Here is an 18,031-nt window from a genome sequence, read left to right as displayed (position 1 = left end):
CGCACGGGGGGCCGTCGCCGTCCGCGCACGGCGGCGGTCGCCCCCGTCCACCCCCGCGACCCACGGAGGCCCCGATGAGCCCGCTGCCCAGCCCCCACGTCGTGGACCGGGTGCGCGACATCCCGCTCTACCGCGAGAGCGTCGCCCGAGGGGACTTCCCGATCCTGGAGAAGCCCGAGATCGCCCGTGGTTTCCCCGACAACTGGATGACCCCCCACCTGGCCGAGGCGCTCGCCTCCGGTGAGGCCGAGTTCGTCCTGTCGACCGGCACCAACCACGCCCGGATGCAGCTGATCCGGCCGCCCTACTTCCTGCTCCGCTCCTACTACCGGCTGTGGAGCGAACACCCCGACCTGCGCGCCACCTGGGAGGCGCACGGCAAGCGCATCTCCCTGACCACCGTGCTCGCCACCGAGCACGTCGCCCGGGTCAACGCCGGGAAGCCGGGGGCCACGGCAGGGGAGCGCTGGCTGGACGACCGCACGCTCTACCTCAACCGGACCCTCGACCCGGCCGACTGGACCCCGATCGAGGTGCGGGCGATGCTCGCCGAGATCCGCGCGGTGGCCGACGCCCACCCCACCGGCACCTACCACCTGGACTGCTCGGGCTACCACCTCGCCCACCTGGTCCGGAAGGTCGACGCCTGGAACCTGTGGGACGAGTTCCCCCGGCCCCAAAGCATCGTCCACGCCTACGAGTACACCCCGCTCAACGTCCGCGCGCTGCTGCGCGAACGCTTCGACTGCCCCGTCGTGGACCTCTTCGGCAGCACCGAGCTGGGCTACCTCTACTCCAGCGACCCGCACACCGGCCGCTACCGGCCCCACCTGGAGGACATGAGCGTCGAGCTCATCCCGGTCGCCCCGGGCAGCGGCATCCACAGCCTCATCGTCACCAGCCTGCGCAACCCCTTCATGCCCCTGGTCCGCTACCGTTCCGGGGACTGCGTGCGCACCTCCGACGGCACCACCGACCCCGGGCGGATCACCGCCTTCTGCGGCCGGGAGAAGGAACTCCTGGACACCCCGTACGGTCCCGTCGCCCAGGCCGACCTCGACGCCCGCATCGCGGCGATCAGCGAGCGGGTGTTCCTGTACCGCCTCGGCCCAGCGGAGCCGCCCGGCGCCGAGGCCGGCGCAGAGGCCGCCGACGGGGGCGCCGACGGGGGAGCCACCACCCTCGCGTACGTGACGTTCGACGACGTCCCGCTCGACCCGGCCCGGACGGCCCGCCTCGCCGCCGCCGTCCAGGACCTCACGGGCCGCCCCTGCGCGCCCGCCCACCGCACCCACCTGCCGATCGGCCGCTCCGGCAAGTACGCCTGGCTCCGGAGTGCCGGCTGACGGCCCCCGCCCACCGCCCCTTCGGCCCGGACAGGAACCCGCCCATGAGCGCCTCCGCAGCACAAGCACCCCACGCCGTCACCGCCGTCGACCTGCTCGGCGCGGCCCTCCACGAGGAGACCGTCGGGTACTTCACCGCCAAGACCCCGTACGAACGCGACCACGTCGAGCACCAGGTGCGCGAATGCCTGCGCTACCTCTACCTGGTCTCCCGCCACCCCGACCGCCTCGCCGGCCTGTTCCTGCCCGTGGAGCAGGAGATCGACGAGATCTGGCACTTCCTCATCCTCCAGACCCGCGAGTACCGGGAACTGTGCGAGGAGCGCCTGCCCGGCCGGCGCTTCATCCACCACCGCAGCATCGCCTACGGCGACTACCAGGACGGGGACGGGAGCGGGGCCGCGAGCGGCGACGGGGCCGGTCGCGGGCGCGAGCGGTCCGTCGAGGAGGCCCTGCGCTGGATCCCCCTGTACACCGCCGCCTTCGGCCCCTTCGACGAGGCCGCCCTGCCGCACTGGACCATCGTCCGCTTCCTCAACGAGCAGATGGGGATGAGCCTGCCGGAGATCTCCGCCCTCACCCCCTCGGCGCCCGCCCCCGGACGACCCGCCTGAGACGGCACGGCTGAGACGACCCGCCTGAGACGGCGCGTCCGGGACGAAGCACCCGAGACGACACGGAACCCGCGCACGCCCCGAAGCCACCAGGAGCACGGCATGCCCCGCCCCCACCGGTCCCCCTCCGCCGCCACACCGCTCGACGCGGTCGTGGTCGGGGCGGGCTTCTCCGGCCTCTACCAGCTCCACCGCCTGCGCGAACTGGGCCTGAACGTACGGCTCTTCGAGGCATGCGACGACATCGGCGGCACCTGGTTCCGCAACCGCTACCCGGGCGCGCGCTGCGACATCGAGAGCACCTCCTACTCCTATTCCTTCTCCCCGGAACTGGACCAGGAATGGGAGTGGAGCGAGCGCTACGCGACACAGCCCGAGCTCCTGCGCTACCTGCGGCACGTCGCCGACCGCTTCGCGCTGCGCGCGCACATCAGCCTGCGGACCCGGGTCGACCGGGCGGTGTACGACGAGGCCGCGCACACCTGGGAGGTCACCACCGACACGGGGGAGAGGGTGCGCACCCGGTTCCTCGTCCTCGCCACCGGATGCATGTCGGCCGTCAAGGAACCGGACATCCCCGGCGCCGGCACCTTCGCGGGCCGCTCCCTGCACACCGCCGACTGGCCACACGAGGACGTGGACCTCACCGGCCGGCGCGTCGCCGTGATCGGCACGGGCTGCTCCGCCGTCCAGGCCATCCCGCTGCTCGCCGAACGGGCGGCCTCCCTCACGGTCTTCCAACGCACCGCCGTGTACGCGCTGCCCGCCCACAACCGGCCCCTGTCGGCGGCGGAACTCGCCGCCCTCAAGGCCGACTACCCGCGGTTCCGCACGGCCCAACGCGCCTCCAGGGGCGGCACGGTCTTCGACCCGCCCACCGGGTCCGCCCTGGCGGCGACGGAGGCCGAGCGCCACGCGGCCTACGAACAGGGCTGGGAATCGGGACTGCTCAGCGGACTGCTGCGGACGTACACGGACATCCTCGTCGACCCGCGCGCCAACGAGACGGTCGCCGATTTCGTCCGCTCCAAGATCCGGGCGATCGTCACCGACCCGGAGACCGCGGCGACGCTCACCCCGCGCGGATTCCCGTACGGCACCAAACGCCCGTGCCTGGACACCGACTACTACGCCACCTACAACCGGCCGCACGTCGACGTCGTGGACCTCACGCGGGACCCGATCCGGGAGATCACACCGCTCGGCATCCGGACCGCCCGCCGCGAGCACGCCGTCGACGTCATCGTCCACGCCACCGGCTTCGACGCGATGACCGGCTCGCAGGTCGCCGTCGACATCGTGGGCAAGGGCGGTGCCACGCTCCGGGACCGGTGGGCGGACGGCCCGCGCAACCACCTGGGCCTGCTCACGGCCGGCTTCCCCAACCTGTTCACCGTCCTCGGCCCGCTCAGCCCCTCCGTGCTGAGCAACGCGGTGGTCGCCATCGAGCAGCACGTGGAGTGGATCACCGACTGCATCGCCCACCTGCGCGAGCACGCCCACACCGAGATCGACGCCACCGCGCAAGCCGAGCAGGCCTGGGGAGAACACGTCGCCTCCCTCGCGGACGGGACGCTCTACCGGGACGTCGCCTCCTGGTACAACGGGGCCAACGTGCCCGGCAAACCACGGGTGTTCCTGGCCTACGCGGGCGGCCTCGACCGCTACCGGCAGGAGTGCGACACCGCCGCGAAGGCCGGCTACAGCGGGTTCACCCTGTCCGGACCGGTGGGGCCGCCGCCGGGTGATGTCGGTGGCGTCCGGCAGCATGCCGTTCCATGACCGCAGCGGTGAACGACTCCTGGACACGCATCGAGAACTGGCTGGCCGAGCACGCGCCGGCCACCCACGCGGCCCTCGCGCCCCCGGCCGATCCGGCGGACATCGCCGCGACCGAACGCGTCGTCGGCGGGCCGCTGCCGAGACCCCTGGTCGCGTCGCTGCTGCGGCACGACGGCGTCCTCGACGGTCGGTCCGAACTGTTCCCCGGCTCCTACGTGCCGCGCGGCGCCCGCGAGATCGCGGGGGACTGGCGGCACATGTCGCCCTACTTCGACCCGCACCTGTCGAAGGAGGAGGAAGCGCGGGCGGAGGACGACCTCCTGACGATCGGATCCAGCTTCTTCCTGTACGGGCATCCGCGGTTGATCCCCCTCGGCCGGGAGGTCGGCGGGGGCGGCCTCGTGCTGGACCACCGCGGCGGGATCGACCGGGGCCGGGTCCACCGGGTCGAGCCCGTGGAGGGAGTCCGGCGCGTCGCGCACGAGGCCTGGACCTCCCTTCCGCTGCTGTTGGAGGGGATCGCCGGCTGCCTGGAGGCGGGCCGGCCCCTCGACGGTCACGCCCCCGCCGTGGACGACGCGGGGCGGTTGCGCTGGGAGTGAGGTGAAGCGGACCGGCCCGCGGCGGGGGCGTGCCGGGCGCGCCCCCGGCTACTCGCCGACGGTTCCGTCGAGGGCCTCGCGCAGCAGGTCGGCGTGGCCGTTGTGCCGCGCGTACTCCTCGATCATGTGCGTGAGGACGTAGCGCAGCGAGATCGTCTCGCCGCGGAACTCGACGGTGTCGTCGAGGGAGGCGAAGGAGGCGGTGACGACGCGGGCGCGGGCGCACTCCTCGCGCCAGGCCGCGAAGGCCTCGTCCACGTCGGCGTCCTCGACGTCGAACTCGGCGTACGTGCCGTCGACGAGGCCGGGCCAAAGGGGTTCGACGTCCTCGCCGTTCACGGCGGCGCGGAACCACCCCCGCTCGACGGAGGCCGCGTGGCGCACCAGGCCGAGGAGGGTCAGCCCCGTGGTCGGGACGGCCTTGCGCCTCAGCTGCTCGCCGGTCAGCCCCGCGCACTTCATGGCCAGGGTCTCGCGCTGGTAGTCGAGGAACGAAGTGAGCGACGTGCGGTCGTCGGCCACCGTCGAGGGGTGTGTGCGCTGGTCATCGGTCATCGGGCGATCATGGCAAGGACCGGTCGTCCGGACCACCCCGTTTCGAGGGCCGGACGCCGCCCGCTCCGACGTGGCGATCAGCCGTCGGAGGCGGAGGCGGAGGCGGAGGCGGCGTGGGCGTGGGCCGCTGCGGTCGGGAGGGTGCGCGGGACCGTCGACTCCGTGCCGGGCTCGACGATGACGAACTGGCCCATCATCCCCTTGTCCTCGTGGCGCAGGATGTGGCAGTGGTACATGTAGGGCGACGTCGGATCCGTGAAGCGGCCGAACTCCACGGCGAGGCGGGCGGTGGACTTCGCCGGCAGGTAGACGGTGTCCTTGTGCGACTGGTACCAGGCGGGGGGCTGTCGGCCGTCGATGTCCAGGACCCGGAACGCGACCTCGTGGATGTGGAAGTTGTGCGCGTAGTGCGAGGCCGTGACCTCCCAGATCTCGCGCGCGCCGGCCGGTACGACCTCGTCGACGCGGTCCATCGCGAAGTCGAGGCCGTTGATCTCGTCGGTCCCGTCCAACGCGAAGCGGCGCACCCGCGCGTCGGCGGGGACCTCGATGGGCGGCGTCGAGGGGAGTCGGTCCGGCAGCGCGGGTGAGGGGGCGAGTTCCCGCGCGGCGGTGAGGGTGAGGAGGTCGAAGTCGCCCCGGTCGATCTCGTCGACGCCGCCGAAGCCGCGCAGTACGACGCTCTCGCCGGGGCTGAAGGCGACGACGACCTCGGCCCGTTCGGCCGGGCTGAGGGACACGCGGGTGACCGGGACCGGCGCCGGCAGCAGGCCGACGTCACCGCCGACCACGTGGAACGTGCGCCCGTCGGCGAAGCCGATGTGGAACAGGCGGGCGTTGGAGGCGTTGAGGAGCCGCAGCCGCACCCGGGTCGTGCCCACCTCCAGGGTGGGGTTGCGGGTGCCGTTGACGAGTGCCGTGTCACCGAGGAAGAAACGTCCCTCGTCGAGCCGCTCCTCCGACAGGGTGCCGTCGGCGTTGATGACCTTGTCCTGGACGATGAGCGGGAAGTCGTCGACCCCGTAGTCCTTCGGCAGCCCCGACGCCCGGGCCTCGGGGTCGTCCAGCAGGAACATCCCCGCCAGGCCGCGGTACACGTGCTGGGCCGTGAAACCGTGCGGGTGCGGATGTTACCAGGCGGTCGCGGCGGGTTGGTCCACCGTCCAGTGCGGACTCCAGGTGGCCCCGGGCCCGATGATCCGGTGCGGGCCGCCGTCCATCTCCGCGGGCACCCTCAGCCCGTGCCAGTGGACGGTGGTGTCCTCGCCGATCCCGTTGACCACCTCCACCCTGACCCTGTCCCCGCGCGCGGCGCGCAACGTCGGGCCGAGGTAGGAGCCGTTGAACCCCCACGTCGGCGCGGGACGACCGGCCAGGAACTCCGTCCGCCCCTTCCGCATCGTCAACCGGAACACCTTGACCCCGTCGGCGTCCGCGGCGGGTTCCAACAGGGGCGGGATCGACAGCCGGGCGGGGGAGCCGGAGGCCTTCGGGGAGGCGGTCGAGCGACCCGCGGGCCGGTCCCCGGCGGCATCGCAGCCGGTCACCGCCGCCATGGCCGCGACGAGGAGGAAATCCCGACGTTTCAACCCATAGCGCATCGGCCCACCGTACAGCGGGCCCCCGGGTGGGCCCGCGAGGACGTGCCGGTCGGGCGGCGGGCCGGTCCGGCCCGCGCGCTCAGGGGCGGTCCAGGCGTTCGAGCGCGGCGGCGATGGGGGCGACGCCGTCCTCCGCGGCCAGCAGGCGGGCGAGGTGCCGGGCGCGCTCGCGGTGGGAGGGGTCGGTGACGGCCCGTCGGAGCAGGGGGGCCAGGGCGTCCGCGTCGAGCCGGGGCAGGGGGATCGCGCCGGGGGCGGTGCCCAGCGCCACGAGGCGGGACGCCCAGAAGCGGGCGTCGAACTGCACCGGTACGGGCACGCAGGACACGCCCGCGCGCAGGGTCGCCCCCGTCGTGCCGGCGCCGGCGTGGTGGACGACGGCCGCCATGCGCGGGAAGAGCGCGGAGTGCGGGACGTCGCCGATGGTGATCATGTCGTCGCCGCCGGCGGAGAGCCCCGCCCACCCCCGCTGGATCACCCCGCGCAGGCCGGCGGCGCGCAGGGCGGCGACGACGTGGTCGCTGACCCGCCGCGGATCGGGCGTCGTGGCGCTCCCGAGGCCCACGTAGACCGGGGCCGGACCGGCCGCGAGGAAGTCCTCCAGCTCCGACGGGAGCCGGTCGACCCCGTCGTGGGGCCACCAGTACCCGGAGATCCGCAGCCCCGGCCGCCAGTCGTGGGGGCGCGGCACCACGAGCTCGCTGAAGCCGTGCCACACGGGCCAGCCCCGCCGCTCGCGGGCGCGTCGGGCGAAGGGCAGGCGGACGGGGGCGAGTCGGTGCTCCGAGGCCAGGGCGCGGACGGCGCCGGTGAAGACGTGGTCGACGGCCGCTCCGACGGCGTGCCCGCCGAGCCGGTTGCCCAGCGGGCCCAGCGAGCGGGTGCCGAGCATCGGGGGCGGGAAGGCGCGGGTCGCGTGCAGGGGTTGCAGGAACAACCCCATGCTGGGCCGGCCGAGGCCCTCGGCGATGACGCAGGCCAGGGGCGCGATGCTGCCGGAGGCCAGTACGACGTCCGCGTCGCGTGCCGCGCGGACCAGCGGGTCCGTCATCTCGGGCGCGATGCGCCGCGCCAGGGCGACGGCCTTGAGGAGCTTCGCGCTCCCGCTGCGGCTGCGGTGCAGCCCGCGACCGCGCGTCGAGTGCAACTCGGCCTTCGGGTCACCGGGAAGGCTCGCGAAACGCACCCCCGACCCGGCCAGGAGCGGTGCGAAGGCCTCGTGGGTCACCAGGGTGACCTCGTGCCCGGCCTGGGCCAGGCCGGCGCCCAGGCCCGTGTACGGGGCGACGTCCCCGCGCGATCCCGCTGTCATGACGGCAATCCTCACGTCGCCCAGTCTGGCGGCCGGTGACCGTCCGGGCCACGGGGCCTCGCGCGGCGCCGGCCGAAACCCTCCGAAACGGCAGCCGGGAGCAGGCGGTTGACGTGGTGTCCGGCCCGACGCCGAGCCCACGTGGCGCCGACGGGCCGTCGACCGGCCTCCGCCGCGGCCCTGTCGTCGGGCGTGACGCGGGAGGCGCAGTCGCGGCCCGACGGGTCGATCCCGCTCGACGAAGCGACGAAGCGACGAAGCGGCGAAGTGCTCGCGGTCGCGCCGCGCCGGCACACCCCGCGACGAGGCGTGGGCCGGCCCCGGCCCCGCCCGCTCCCACGTGCTGTTTTACCGACTTGGTCCACCGACCAAGTCGGTATAGTGGCCGGATGGCTCACGTTTCCGCGGCCGAGCGCCGCCCCCAGCTGATCAATGCGGCCATCGCCCTCATGACGCGGGAGGGAGTCGCCGCGGGCAGCACGCGCGCCATCGCCTCGGAACTCGGCGTCGCCCAGGCGACGGTCCACTACACCTTCGGTACGAAGGAGGACCTGTACCGGGCGGTCATGGAGCAGCTCACCGGGGACCTGATCGCGCAGGTCGAACGGGCCGCGCCGCAGGGCGCGGGCTTCGAGGAGACGATCGCCGCGCTGGCCGGCGCCCTGTGGCGCACGGTCGAGGAGGAGTCGGCCGGCTACCGGTTGCTCACGGAGCTGACCCTGCTCGCGGTGCGCACGCCCGCCCTCGACGAGGCCCGCAGGTCGCACCACCGGCAGGTCAACGAGATCACCGAACGCATCATGACCGAGACGGCCGCCCGCACGGGATACGTCCTCGCCCAGCCCGCGGACCTGGTCGCCCGCTTCTTCCTCAACGGTTTCGACGGCCTGACGATGCAGCGCCTGCACGCCCCGGAGGAGGCGACCGAGCGCGTCGACCTCAGGGTGCTGGTCGCCGCGACGGTGGCGCTCGCCGGCGGCCGGCTGGACCTGACGGCCGGCCCGATCGACTGACGACCCCGCGCACCCCGCGCACGCCGCCGCGCACGCCGAAGCGGCCACGGGTGCCCGCGCACCCGTGGCCGCCGTCGTGACCCGACGCGAGGTCGGGGATTCAGCCGGCCCACACGTCCTCGACGTAGCGGCCGGACTCGATCAGGCCGGTGAGCCAGGCGGCCGCCGCCCCCGCGCCCGCGCCCGTCCGCTCGCGGTGGATCGCCGTGAACGCCTCCCGCACCGCGGGCGCCATCCGGCGGCCGTCGCCGCAGACGCGGACGCCGCCGCCCGCCTCCAGGGCCGCCCAGACCTCCTCGGCCTCCCGCAGGATGCGGTCCTGGACGAAGCGGACCCCGTCGACGGGGGCGTGCATGAAGGTCGGGCGCATGCTGACGGCCCCGGCCTCCTCGGCCGCCTCGAACTCCCGGCGGTGCAGGTAGTCGACCTCGGGGTGGTCGCATCCGAAGTAGCACAACAGGGTCCCGGTCGAGCCGGCGTGCAGCCGGTCGAGGACCGCGCCGCGGAAGGGCGCGAGACCGGTGCCCGCGCTGACCAGGATCACCGGTGCGGACGGGTCCTCGGGCAGGCGGAAGGCTTCGCCGCACGGCAGGACGCGGGCCTGGACCACGTCACCGGCCTCGGCGCGCCCCAGGTGGTCCGAGGCGATGCCGCGGAAGGTGCCCTCGCCCGCGCGGTGCGGGGCGCGGAGCAGGGACACCATCAGGTCCACCTCGCCGGGCCGGGCGCTCGCGGAGGAGGAGATGGAGTAGTGGCGGGGGCGCAGCACCGGCAGCATCTCCAGGAAACGCTCGAACGGCAGCTCGCAGGCGCGGTAGCGCTCCAGCAGGTCCAGGACGCCCAGGCCCCGTGAGGTCACCCGCTCGCGGAAGTCCTCGGGGTCGGCGGCGGCGAGGGCGTCCAGGGGCCGCTTCTCGGGCGGGCAGGCGGTGTGCCCGGCGAGCACGGCCACCTGCTCGGGGGTGGCGGCGTCCTGGAGTTCCACGAAGTCGGCGAGGAGGCGGCCCAGGGTCAGCGGACGGTCGACGGGCAGGGCGCCGCGGCTGTGGCGCAGGGCCCGCAGGCGGACGGTGCGGTCGAGGTCGAGGCCGAACCGGTCGGCGACCCGCCGGACCAGGGCCTCGGGGTTTCGCGGCAGGACGGCCAGGTGGTCGCCCGTGCGGTAGGTGACGCCCTCGGGCAGCCGCAGCCGCAGGAAGCGCTTGGAGCGGCCGAGTTCGTGCGCGGTGTCGACGAGTTCGTACGCTTCGAGGACCTCCATCGGTCGGACGCCGTGCCGCGCGGCGAGGCCGTCGCGCACCGATGCGGGGGCGTCCTCCAGCGCGTACAGCGCCTGGTCCGCGTCGGGCTCGACGGGCGCCGGGGACGCGTCGACCGAGTCCTCGCCGTACCGTGCGAGCAGGGTGGTCCACAGGTCCGCCGTCCAGCGGTCGACGGCGCCGGCGAGGTCGCCGGAGGCGTCGGCGGCGCCGCGTTCGAGCAGGGGCACGGCGCCGGCCGCCGCGAGGCGCTCGTCGAGGAGGGTGGGGATCCGCTGGTAGGTGGCGGCCCAGTTGCGGTCGCCGACGCCGAGGACGGCGTACGGGAGGCCGGTGAGCGAGCCGGGCTCCAGGCCCTCCAGCCACGCGACGAAGGCGGCGGCGTCGTCGGTGGGCCGTCCGTTGTAGGAGGCGGCCACGATCACCAGCGGACCGGCGGCGGGGTCCAGTCGGCCGGAGTGGTCGTCGAGGGAGGCCACGGTCGGGGCGAAGCCCCGGTCGGCGCCCTCCGCGGCCAGGTCGCGGGCGATGCCGGCGGAGGTCCCGAGGTTGGAGCCGTGCAGCACGGTCAGGGTGGTGCCGGGGGCCCGCCGCACCGCGAGCGCCTCCGGCCCGGACTGTCCGTGGCGCCCGGCCGGTGTCCCGACCTCCGCGACGGGGGGCCGACGGCGTTCCCCGGTGGTGCGCCGGACCGGTGTGAGGGAGAAGGCGTCGGGCTTGAGGGTGAGCGTCTGCTTGATCGTCAGCCGGTAGTCGGTGTGGTCGACGAACCGGTAGCGGTGCACCAGGAGGCCGAGCAGGAGCGTGGCCTCGTGGAGGGCGAACTGGCGGCCGATGCAGGCCCGTTCGCCGCTCCCGAACGGCTTGAAGAGGTGCACCGGGCGCCGGTCTTCCGCTTCCGGGGTGAAGCGCTCGGGGTCGAACAGCTCGACGTTCTCGCCCCAGGCGGGGTCGCGGTGCAGGGCGGGGGTCAGGATCATCAACGTCTCGCCCTTGCGGACGGCGTACCGGCCGCCGATGACGGTGTCCTCCAGCGGCTCCACCGCGTAGGCGGGCGCGGTCGGCCACAGCCGGAGGCTCTCGTTGAGCACCTGGCGGATGTAGGTGAGCCTGCCGACGTCCGCGTACCCGGGATCCGGGGTCTCCTCGTCGCCCCACAGCGCGTCGACCTCGGCCTGGGCCCGCGCGAGGACCTCCGGGTGCTTGGTCAGGTGGTAGAGCGCGAAGGACAGGGCGCCGCTGGTCGTCTCGTGCCCGGCGATGAGGAAGGTGATGACCTGGTTGCGGATGTTCACGTCGTCCAGCGGCAGGCCCGTGCGGGCGTCGGGGGTGTGCAGCATCCGGCCCAGGAGGTCGTCGGTGCGGGTGTCGCCGGAGAGCCTGCGCTGCCGGATGACCTCGTCGACGAGGTCGGTCATCACCGCGACGTCCCGGCCGAACCGCTCCGTGCGCCCGGGCCTGAGCCAGTCCGTGCCCGGCAGGGACTCGGTCGTGTCCTGGGTGAACGCGAGGGCCCGGCCCATGGCCTCGACGAACGGGTGCGCCTCGTCGCGCCGGAAGGACTCGAAGTCGTAGCCGAAACCGCACAGCCCGATGGTGTCGAAGGTCAGGCGCGTCATGTCCTCCGAGACGTCCACGCCCTCCCGGCCGGCGGCCCGGTCCCACTTGCCGATCAGGGACCGCGCGACCCCGAGCATCGTCGGGTGGTAGTCGCGCATGGCGCCCAGCGAGAACGCCGGCATGAGGATGTCGTGCGCCTTGCGCCAGTTCTCCTCGTGGGAGAAGGCGGTGAACAGGCCGTCCCCGGCGAACCGGCGGATCTCCACGAGGTCGGCGTGCACGTTCTTGCGGAAGCGGGACTCGTCCGACAGCTCCGCCACCAGGTCCGGGCCGCCCACGATCACGACCTCGGACCCGAAGACGCGCAGCCGGTAGAGCGGCCCGAGCTCCTTGACCTCCTTCATGAGGTGCAGGGTCGCGTCGAAGCCCTTCGGGAGCGAGAGGGCGTGGCCGAACAGGGGCAGGGACGAGCGCTCGGGGATCGGCCGGGTGAGGACGGACGGCTGGGTCATGGCGTGCCTTTCGTTCCGCTTCCTTCGGTCCCTTTCAAAGTACAAGCGACTTTGTCACTCGACAATGTCTAGTGATTGTGTTGAATGACACGATCGACCGACTGAACCAATCCGGGGTCCCGGACGTCTCGCTCCCGGCCGGTCCCACCTATCCCACCTATCCCACCTATCCCACCGGCCCGACTCCCGCGCGGTGTTGACCTCCACCCCAGCGGAACCGCGACCTCCGCGGTGGGGCACGATGACCCGATGAACGAACAACGGGGAAGCACCACGCAGCAGTCCACCGCCGACCTCGCCCGCCGCCTCCTCGCGGCCGACAGCGGCGGCTGGTCGCCCGAGGGCGTCAAGGCCCTCGCGGCCGCGCTCGGTTGGGCCTGGCAGGGGACACCGGACCGTCCCGTCCTGATCACCGGCCGGCCCGCGGGCGACGCCCGCCTGCGCCCGGTCGGCACCTACGAGGAACGCCACGTCGACGGGGAGTCGTACGTGGAACTCGCGGTGCCGGTGGCGCTCGTCGCACCGGACGCCGCCGCGCAGGCCGCCGCCTTCCGCGCCGCCCGCGAGGAGGTGACCGAGGCGCTGGGCAGGCCGTCCGTCATCGGCTCGCACGGCGACCTCGGCCCCTTCTTCGACAGCGGACAGCCCTGGGGCACGCCCTTCGTCCGCTGGCGCGGCACGCCCGACACCCTGGAACTGCGCGCCGGCAGGACGGGGCCGGAGCTGGTCCTCCAGCCCACCGACCCGGCCGAGGACTGGTTCTGGCGCCAGGGGGTCGGCGAGGAGCACTCGATCGGCGGCTTCTTCGGGAGCAACCGGGACGCGGCCAACGCCGGCCTCGGCTTCCCCGGCGGCTGGACCGCACGCAGCTGGGAGACGCTCACCCGGTCGCTGGCGGACTTCCTGGACGCGCTGCCCACCGAGACCACCGCCCTCGGCATCAGGATCGCCATGCCGCTCTACGGCCGCGACGGCCGCGGCGCACCGCTCCTCTTCGACGTGGTGTGCGGCGACCGCCTGGCCATCGCCTGCTTCGCCCGGGACGAGGTGGACGCCGCCGCCCTCGGCTGGGGCACGGTCGCCGAGCACCCGGGGACCGCGTCGATCTTCGACGACGACGATCCGGTGTGGCGCGTGGACGCGGGCGGCCCCGGCGAGCCGAAGGGCCGGGCCCTCGCGGAGATGCTCGTGGCGACGGCGAAGGCCGCCGGGGTCGCCGAACCGACCGACCTGATCATCGGCGGCGAGGCCTCGTACGTGGACGGCTACCACGTCACCTACTACGGGCTGGGCCTCCCGACCGGCTGACGGTCACCGGGACGGGCCGCCTACGACGGGCCGCCTACGACGGGCCGCGTACGGCGGGTTGCGGGACGCCCCGGAACCTGCCGCACGCACCGACGCGCAGAGTGACACCGGTCACTTCGAGTGACGATCGGGGCATGGCTTCCGGACCTCCGGGCAAGCGGGCACCACACCGCCGCGGGTCGGCCGCGGCGCCCGCACCGGAGGTACAGCGCGTCGTGTCCGAGCAGAAGACCATCCACATCGCCGGAACCTGGCGTTCGGCGGTGTCAGGGGCCACCCGAGAGGTCCTCGACCCCGCGGACGCCACGGTCCTGGCGCTCGTCGCCGAGGGTCACGTCGCCGACACCGACGCCGCCGTCGGCGCCGCCCGCGCCGCCTTCGACGGCGGCCAGTGGCCCCGGACCCCCGTCCTGGAGCGGGCCGCACTGCTGCGCCGGACCGCCGACCTCCTGCTGCGCGACCGCGAACGCCTCGGACTGCTGGAGAGCCGCGACGCCGGCAAGACCCTCGAAGAGGGCCGCGTCGACGTCGACTGCGTGGCCGACGCCTTCCGCTACTTCGCCGACCTCGTCGCCGGCGAGAGCGCCGGCCGTGTCATCGACGCCGGCACCCCCGACGTGCACAGCGTCGTCGTCCACGAGCCCGTCGGGGTGTGCGCCCTGATCACCCCGTGGAACTACCCGCTCCTCCAGGCCTCCTGGAAGATCGTGCCGGCCCTCGCCGCGGGCAACACCTTCGTGCTCAAGCCCAGCGAACTCACCCCGCTGTCCACGGTGGCCCTCGTCGAACTGCTGGTCGAGGCCGGACTGCCCGCCGGCGTGGCGAACCTGGTCACCGGCCCCGGCGACCCCGTCGGCGCCCGCCTCGCCGAACACCCCGACGTGGACCTCGTCTCCTTCACCGGAGGCCTCGTCAGCGGCACGAAGGTGATGCGCGCGGCGGCCGACTCCGTCAAGAAGGTCGCCCTCGAACTCGGCGGGAAGAACCCCAACATCGTCTTCGCCGACGCCTGCGCCGACGAGGAGGGCTTCGACACCGCCGTCGACCAGGCCCTCAACGCGGCCTTCATGCACAGCGGCCAGGTCTGCTCCGCCGGCTCCCGCCTCATCGTCGAGGAAGGCGTCGCCGAGCGCTTCGTCGCCGAACTCGCCCGCCGCGCCGACCGGATCCGCCTCGGCCGCGGCACCGACCCCGGCGTCGAGTGCGGCCCGATGGTGTCCGCCGCCCAGCGCGAGCGCACCGAACGGTACGTGGCCTCCGCCCTCGCCGAGGGAGCCGTGCTCCGCGCCGGCGGCGCACGGCCCGACGGCCCCGGCTTCTTCCACCGCCCGACCGTCCTGGACCGCTGCCACCGCGGCATGCGCGTCGTACGGGAGGAGGTCTTCGGACCGGTCCTGACCGTCGAGACCTTCCGCACCGAGGCCGAGGCCGTCGCGCTCGCCAACGACACCGAGTACGGCCTCGCCGGCGCGGTGTGGACCTCCGACCCGGGGCGCGGTCGCCGCGTGGCGGGCCGGCTGCGCCACGGCACCGTCTGGATCAACGACTTCCACCCCTACCTGCCGCAGGCGGAGTGGGGCGGCTTCGGCAAGTCCGGCACCGGACGCGAGCTGGGCCCGTCGGGCCTGGCCGAGTACCGCGAGTCCAAGCACGTGTACCAGAACCTCGCCCCGCGCCCCGTGCGCTGGTTCGCGGGCTGAAAGAGGAGCACCGGCATGACCACCCCCACGAACAACCCGGCGGGCCATCGGGCGAACCCGCCCACGGACACCCCCGCGAACATCCCCACGGACACCCCCGCGAACATCCCCCTGGGCGTCCGCCTGACCACCCCCGCGAGCATCGTCCGGCCGCCCGCCGGACCGGAGTACGACTACGTCGTCGTCGGCGGCGGCACCGCCGGATCGGTGATCGCCTCCCGCCTGACCGAGGACCCGGACGTCACCGTCGCCGTCATCGAGGGCGGCCCCAGCGACGTCGACCGACCCGAAGTGCTCACCCTGCGCCGCTGGATGGGCCTGCTCGGCGGCGAACTCGACTACGACTACCCCACCACCGAACAGCCCCGCGGCAACTCCCACATCCGCCACAGCCGCGCCCGCGTCCTCGGCGGCTGCTCCTCGCACAACACCCTCATCGCCTTCAAACCGCTCCCGTCCGACTGGGACGAGTGGGAGGCCGCCGGAGCCGAGGGCTGGCACGCGAAGGCCATGGATCCGTACTTCGACCGGCTCCTGAACCACATCGTCCCGGTCGACGAGAAGGACCGAAACGCCGTCGCGCGCGACTTCGTCGACGCCGCGCGCCGCGCCCTGGACGTCCCGCGCGTCGAGGGGTTCAACCGCGCACCCTTCCACGAGGGCGTCGGCTTCTTCGACCTCGCCTACCACCCCGAGACCAACAAGCGCTCCTCCGCCTCGGTGGCCTACCTGCACCCCGTCATGGACGAACGGGCCAACCTCGACATCCTCCTGGAGACCTGGGCCTACCGCCTGGAACTCGACGGAACCCGCGCCCGCGGGGTCCACGTACGCGCCGCGGACGGTACGGAGCGCCTGATCACCGCCCGCCGCGAGGTGCTCGTCTGCGCCGGCGCCGTCGACACCCCGCGCCTGCTGCTCCACTCGGGCATCGGCCCGCGCGCCGACCTGGAGGCACTCGGCATCCCCCCGGTGCACGACCTGCCCGGGGTGGGGGAGAACCTGCTCGACCACCCCGAGTCGGTGATCGTCTGGGAGACCGACGGCCCGATACCGGAGAACTCCGCGATGGACAGCGACGCGGGCCTGTTCGTCCGCCGCGACCCGAAGTCGCCGGGGCCCGACCTGATGTTCCACTTCTACCAGGTGCCCTTCACCGACAACCCCGAGCGCATCGGCTACGAACGCCCCGCGCACGGCGTGTCGATGACCCCCAACATCCCCAAGCCCCGCAGTCGCGGTCGCCTCTACCTGACCAGCGCGGACCCCGAGGTGAAACCTGCCCTGGACTTCCGCTACTTCACGGACGAGGACGACTACGACGGCCGGACCCTGGTGGACGGCATCAAGCTCGCCCGGAAGATCGCCGCCACCCGGCCCCTGGCCGACTGGCTGGTCCGCGAGGTGTGCCCGGGCCCGGAGATCACCGGCGACGAGGAACTCGGCGCCTACGCCCGCTCCGTCGCCCACACCGTCTACCACCCGGCCGGCACCTGCCGCATGGGAGCGGCCGACGACCCCGCGGCCGTCGTCGGCCCGGACCTCAGGGTCCGCGGGCTCCAGGGCATCCGCATCGCGGACGCCTCCGTCTTCCCGACGATGCCCGCCGTCAACCCGATGATCGGAGTGCTCATGGTCGGAGAGAAGGCAGCCGAACTGCTCGTGCGGGAAGGCGGCGCCCGATGAACACCCCGCCCGCCGCACCCCGCCCCGCCGGGACCACGGCCACATCCGCATCCGCGGCCTCGGCCACGGCCTCGTCCGAGGCGTCCCCCGTCTTCTCCGTGAACGGCCTCTGGAAGGTCTTCGGCCCCGCCAAGGCGGCCGCGAAGGTCCCCGGATCCGCCGACTCCGACCTGTCCGCCGCCGAGCTGCGCGAGCGCACCGGCTGCACGGCGGCCGTCCGCGACGTCACCTTCGACGTCCGCAAGGGCGAGGTCTTCGTGGTCATGGGCCTGTCCGGCTCCGGCAAGTCCACCCTCGTCCGCTGCCTCACCCGCCTCATCGAGCCCACCGTCGGGAGCCTGAGCATCGACGGCGAGGACGTCCTCGCCATGGACGCCACCCGCCTGCGCGCCCTGCGCCGCAACCGCGTGGCCATGGTCTTCCAGCACTTCGGCCTGCTCCCGCACCGCACCGTCCTCGACAACGTGGCCTACGGGCTGGAGATCCAGGGCATGGGACGCGACGACCGCCGCGCCCGGGCCGCCGAACTCGTCGCCAAGGTGGGCCTCGAAGGCCTGGAACACCGCCGGCCCGGCCAGCTCTCGGGCGGCCAGCAGCAGCGCGTGGGCCTCGCCCGCGCCCTGGCCTGCGACCCCGAGGTCCTCCTCTTCGACGAGCCGTTCAGCGCCCTCGACCCCCTCATCCGCCGCGAGATGCAGGAGGAGGTCGCCCGCCTCCACCACGAGGAGGGCCGCACGATGGTCTTCATCACCCACGACCTCGCCGAAGCCCTGCGCCTCGGCGACCGCATCGCGCTGATGCGCGACGGACGCGTCGTCCAGCTCGGCACGCCCGAGGAGATCGTCGGCTCACCCGCCGACGACTACGTACGGGACTTCGTCCGCGACGTCCCCCGCGAACAGGTCCTCACCGTCCGCAACGCGATGCGCCCCGCCGTCGCCGACGAGGCCGAACGGGGGCCCGCGCTGGGCCCCACCACCACCGTCGTCGAGGCCATCCAGGCCGTCGCCCGCACCGGCGGCCCCGCCCGCGTCGTCGACCGCGGCCGCTGCCTCGGCATCGTGGACCACGCGGCACTGCTGGCCGTCGTCGCCGGACTCCCGGCCGGCGCCGGACGGGGGGCCGCGGCATGAGCCGCCCGGCCCGCCCCGCGTCCCCCGTCCCCGAGTCCCGGAGGTGGC

14 protein-coding genes are annotated in these 18,031 nt (G+C 73.8%); 9 read left to right on the top strand and 5 right to left on the bottom strand.

Annotated elements, in window-relative coordinates; all coding sequences use genetic code 11:
* Nucleotides 1-74: 74 nt before the first annotated feature.
* From AB0D01_RS23500 to AB0D01_RS23485, 4 genes are all read left to right on the top strand, one after another.
* Nucleotides 75-1,346, top strand: a complete 1,272-nt coding sequence (locus tag AB0D01_RS23500; RefSeq protein ID WP_363058298.1) for a hypothetical protein — start codon at nt 75-77, stop codon at nt 1,344-1,346.
* Nucleotides 1,347-1,390: 44 nt separating this feature from the next.
* Nucleotides 1,391-1,960 (top strand): hypothetical protein, encoded by a 570-nt coding sequence (locus AB0D01_RS23495; RefSeq protein ID WP_363058296.1) that lies wholly within the window; start codon nt 1,391-1,393, stop codon nt 1,958-1,960.
* A 102-nt stretch (nt 1,961-2,062) separates the two neighbouring features.
* Nucleotides 2,063-3,742 (top strand): NAD(P)/FAD-dependent oxidoreductase, encoded by a 1,680-nt coding sequence (locus tag AB0D01_RS23490; protein ID WP_363058294.1) that lies wholly within the window; start codon nt 2,063-2,065, stop codon nt 3,740-3,742.
* Nucleotides 3,739-4,344 (top strand): hypothetical protein, encoded by a 606-nt coding sequence (locus AB0D01_RS23485; RefSeq protein WP_363058292.1) that lies wholly within the window; start codon nt 3,739-3,741, stop codon nt 4,342-4,344. The genes AB0D01_RS23490 and AB0D01_RS23485 overlap by 4 nt, the downstream gene beginning before the upstream one ends.
* 48 nt (nt 4,345-4,392) lie before the next feature.
* On the opposite strand, the gene AB0D01_RS23480 is transcribed toward AB0D01_RS23485, so the two are convergent.
* The 4 genes from AB0D01_RS23480 to AB0D01_RS23465 all read right to left on the bottom strand — a co-directional run bounded on the left by AB0D01_RS23480 (nt 4,393) and on the right by AB0D01_RS23465 (nt 7,812).
* The gene (locus tag AB0D01_RS23480; RefSeq protein WP_363058290.1) at nt 4,393-4,899 is read right to left on the bottom strand and encodes a DinB family protein; all 507 of its coding nucleotides are present in this window, start codon (nt 4,897-4,899) and stop codon (nt 4,393-4,395) included.
* 77 nt (nt 4,900-4,976) lie between these two features.
* The gene (locus tag AB0D01_RS23475) at nt 4,977-5,996 is read right to left on the bottom strand and encodes a multicopper oxidase domain-containing protein (protein WP_363058288.1); all 1,020 of its coding nucleotides are present in this window, start codon (nt 5,994-5,996) and stop codon (nt 4,977-4,979) included.
* A 33-nt stretch (nt 5,997-6,029) separates the two neighbouring features.
* Entirely contained in the window at nt 6,030-6,500 is a 471-nt protein-coding gene (locus tag AB0D01_RS23470) for a multicopper oxidase domain-containing protein (RefSeq protein WP_363058286.1), read from the bottom strand.
* A 79-nt stretch (nt 6,501-6,579) separates the two neighbouring features.
* Nucleotides 6,580-7,812, bottom strand: a complete 1,233-nt coding sequence (locus AB0D01_RS23465; protein ID WP_363058284.1) for a glycosyltransferase — start codon at nt 7,810-7,812, stop codon at nt 6,580-6,582.
* A gap of 389 nt (nt 7,813-8,201) precedes the next feature.
* Between AB0D01_RS23465 and AB0D01_RS23460 the strand changes: the two genes are divergently transcribed.
* Nucleotides 8,202-8,825, top strand: a complete 624-nt coding sequence (locus AB0D01_RS23460) for a helix-turn-helix domain-containing protein (protein ID WP_363058282.1) — start codon at nt 8,202-8,204, stop codon at nt 8,823-8,825.
* 100 nt (nt 8,826-8,925) lie between these two features.
* Here AB0D01_RS23460 and AB0D01_RS23455 read toward each other — a convergent pair whose 3' ends face one another.
* Entirely contained in the window at nt 8,926-12,156 is a 3,231-nt protein-coding gene (locus AB0D01_RS23455) for a cytochrome P450 (RefSeq protein ID WP_363058280.1), read from the bottom strand.
* 249 nt (nt 12,157-12,405) lie between these two features.
* On the opposite strand from AB0D01_RS23455, the gene AB0D01_RS23450 reads away from it, so the two are divergent.
* The 4 genes from AB0D01_RS23450 to AB0D01_RS23435 all read left to right on the top strand — a co-directional run bounded on the left by AB0D01_RS23450 (nt 12,406) and on the right by AB0D01_RS23435 (nt 17,983).
* A complete protein-coding gene (locus tag AB0D01_RS23450; protein WP_363058278.1) occupies nt 12,406-13,464 on the top strand; it encodes a hypothetical protein in 1,059 nt (352 codons plus the stop codon).
* 215 nt (nt 13,465-13,679) lie between these two features.
* A complete protein-coding gene (locus tag AB0D01_RS23445; RefSeq protein WP_363058276.1) occupies nt 13,680-15,164 on the top strand; it encodes an aldehyde dehydrogenase family protein in 1,485 nt (494 codons plus the stop codon).
* Nucleotides 15,165-15,179: 15 nt separating this feature from the next.
* Complete coding sequence (locus AB0D01_RS23440; RefSeq protein WP_363058274.1) at nt 15,180-16,850, top strand: GMC oxidoreductase; 1,671 nt, start codon at nt 15,180-15,182, stop codon at nt 16,848-16,850.
* Nucleotides 16,847-17,983: a glycine betaine/L-proline ABC transporter ATP-binding protein gene (locus AB0D01_RS23435; protein ID WP_363058272.1), complete on the top strand. Its 1,137-nt coding sequence runs from the start codon at nt 16,847-16,849 to the stop codon at nt 17,981-17,983. The genes AB0D01_RS23440 and AB0D01_RS23435 overlap by 4 nt, the downstream gene beginning before the upstream one ends.
* Nucleotides 17,984-18,031: the final 48 nt, after the last annotated feature.

The sequence above is a fragment of the Streptomyces sp. NPDC048606 genome (genome assembly GCF_040650855.1).
GTDB lineage: Bacteria > Actinomycetota > Actinomycetes > Streptomycetales > Streptomycetaceae > Streptomyces.
Note: the sequence above shows the minus strand (reverse complement) of the source record. Positions and strands in the feature narration are given on the sequence as shown.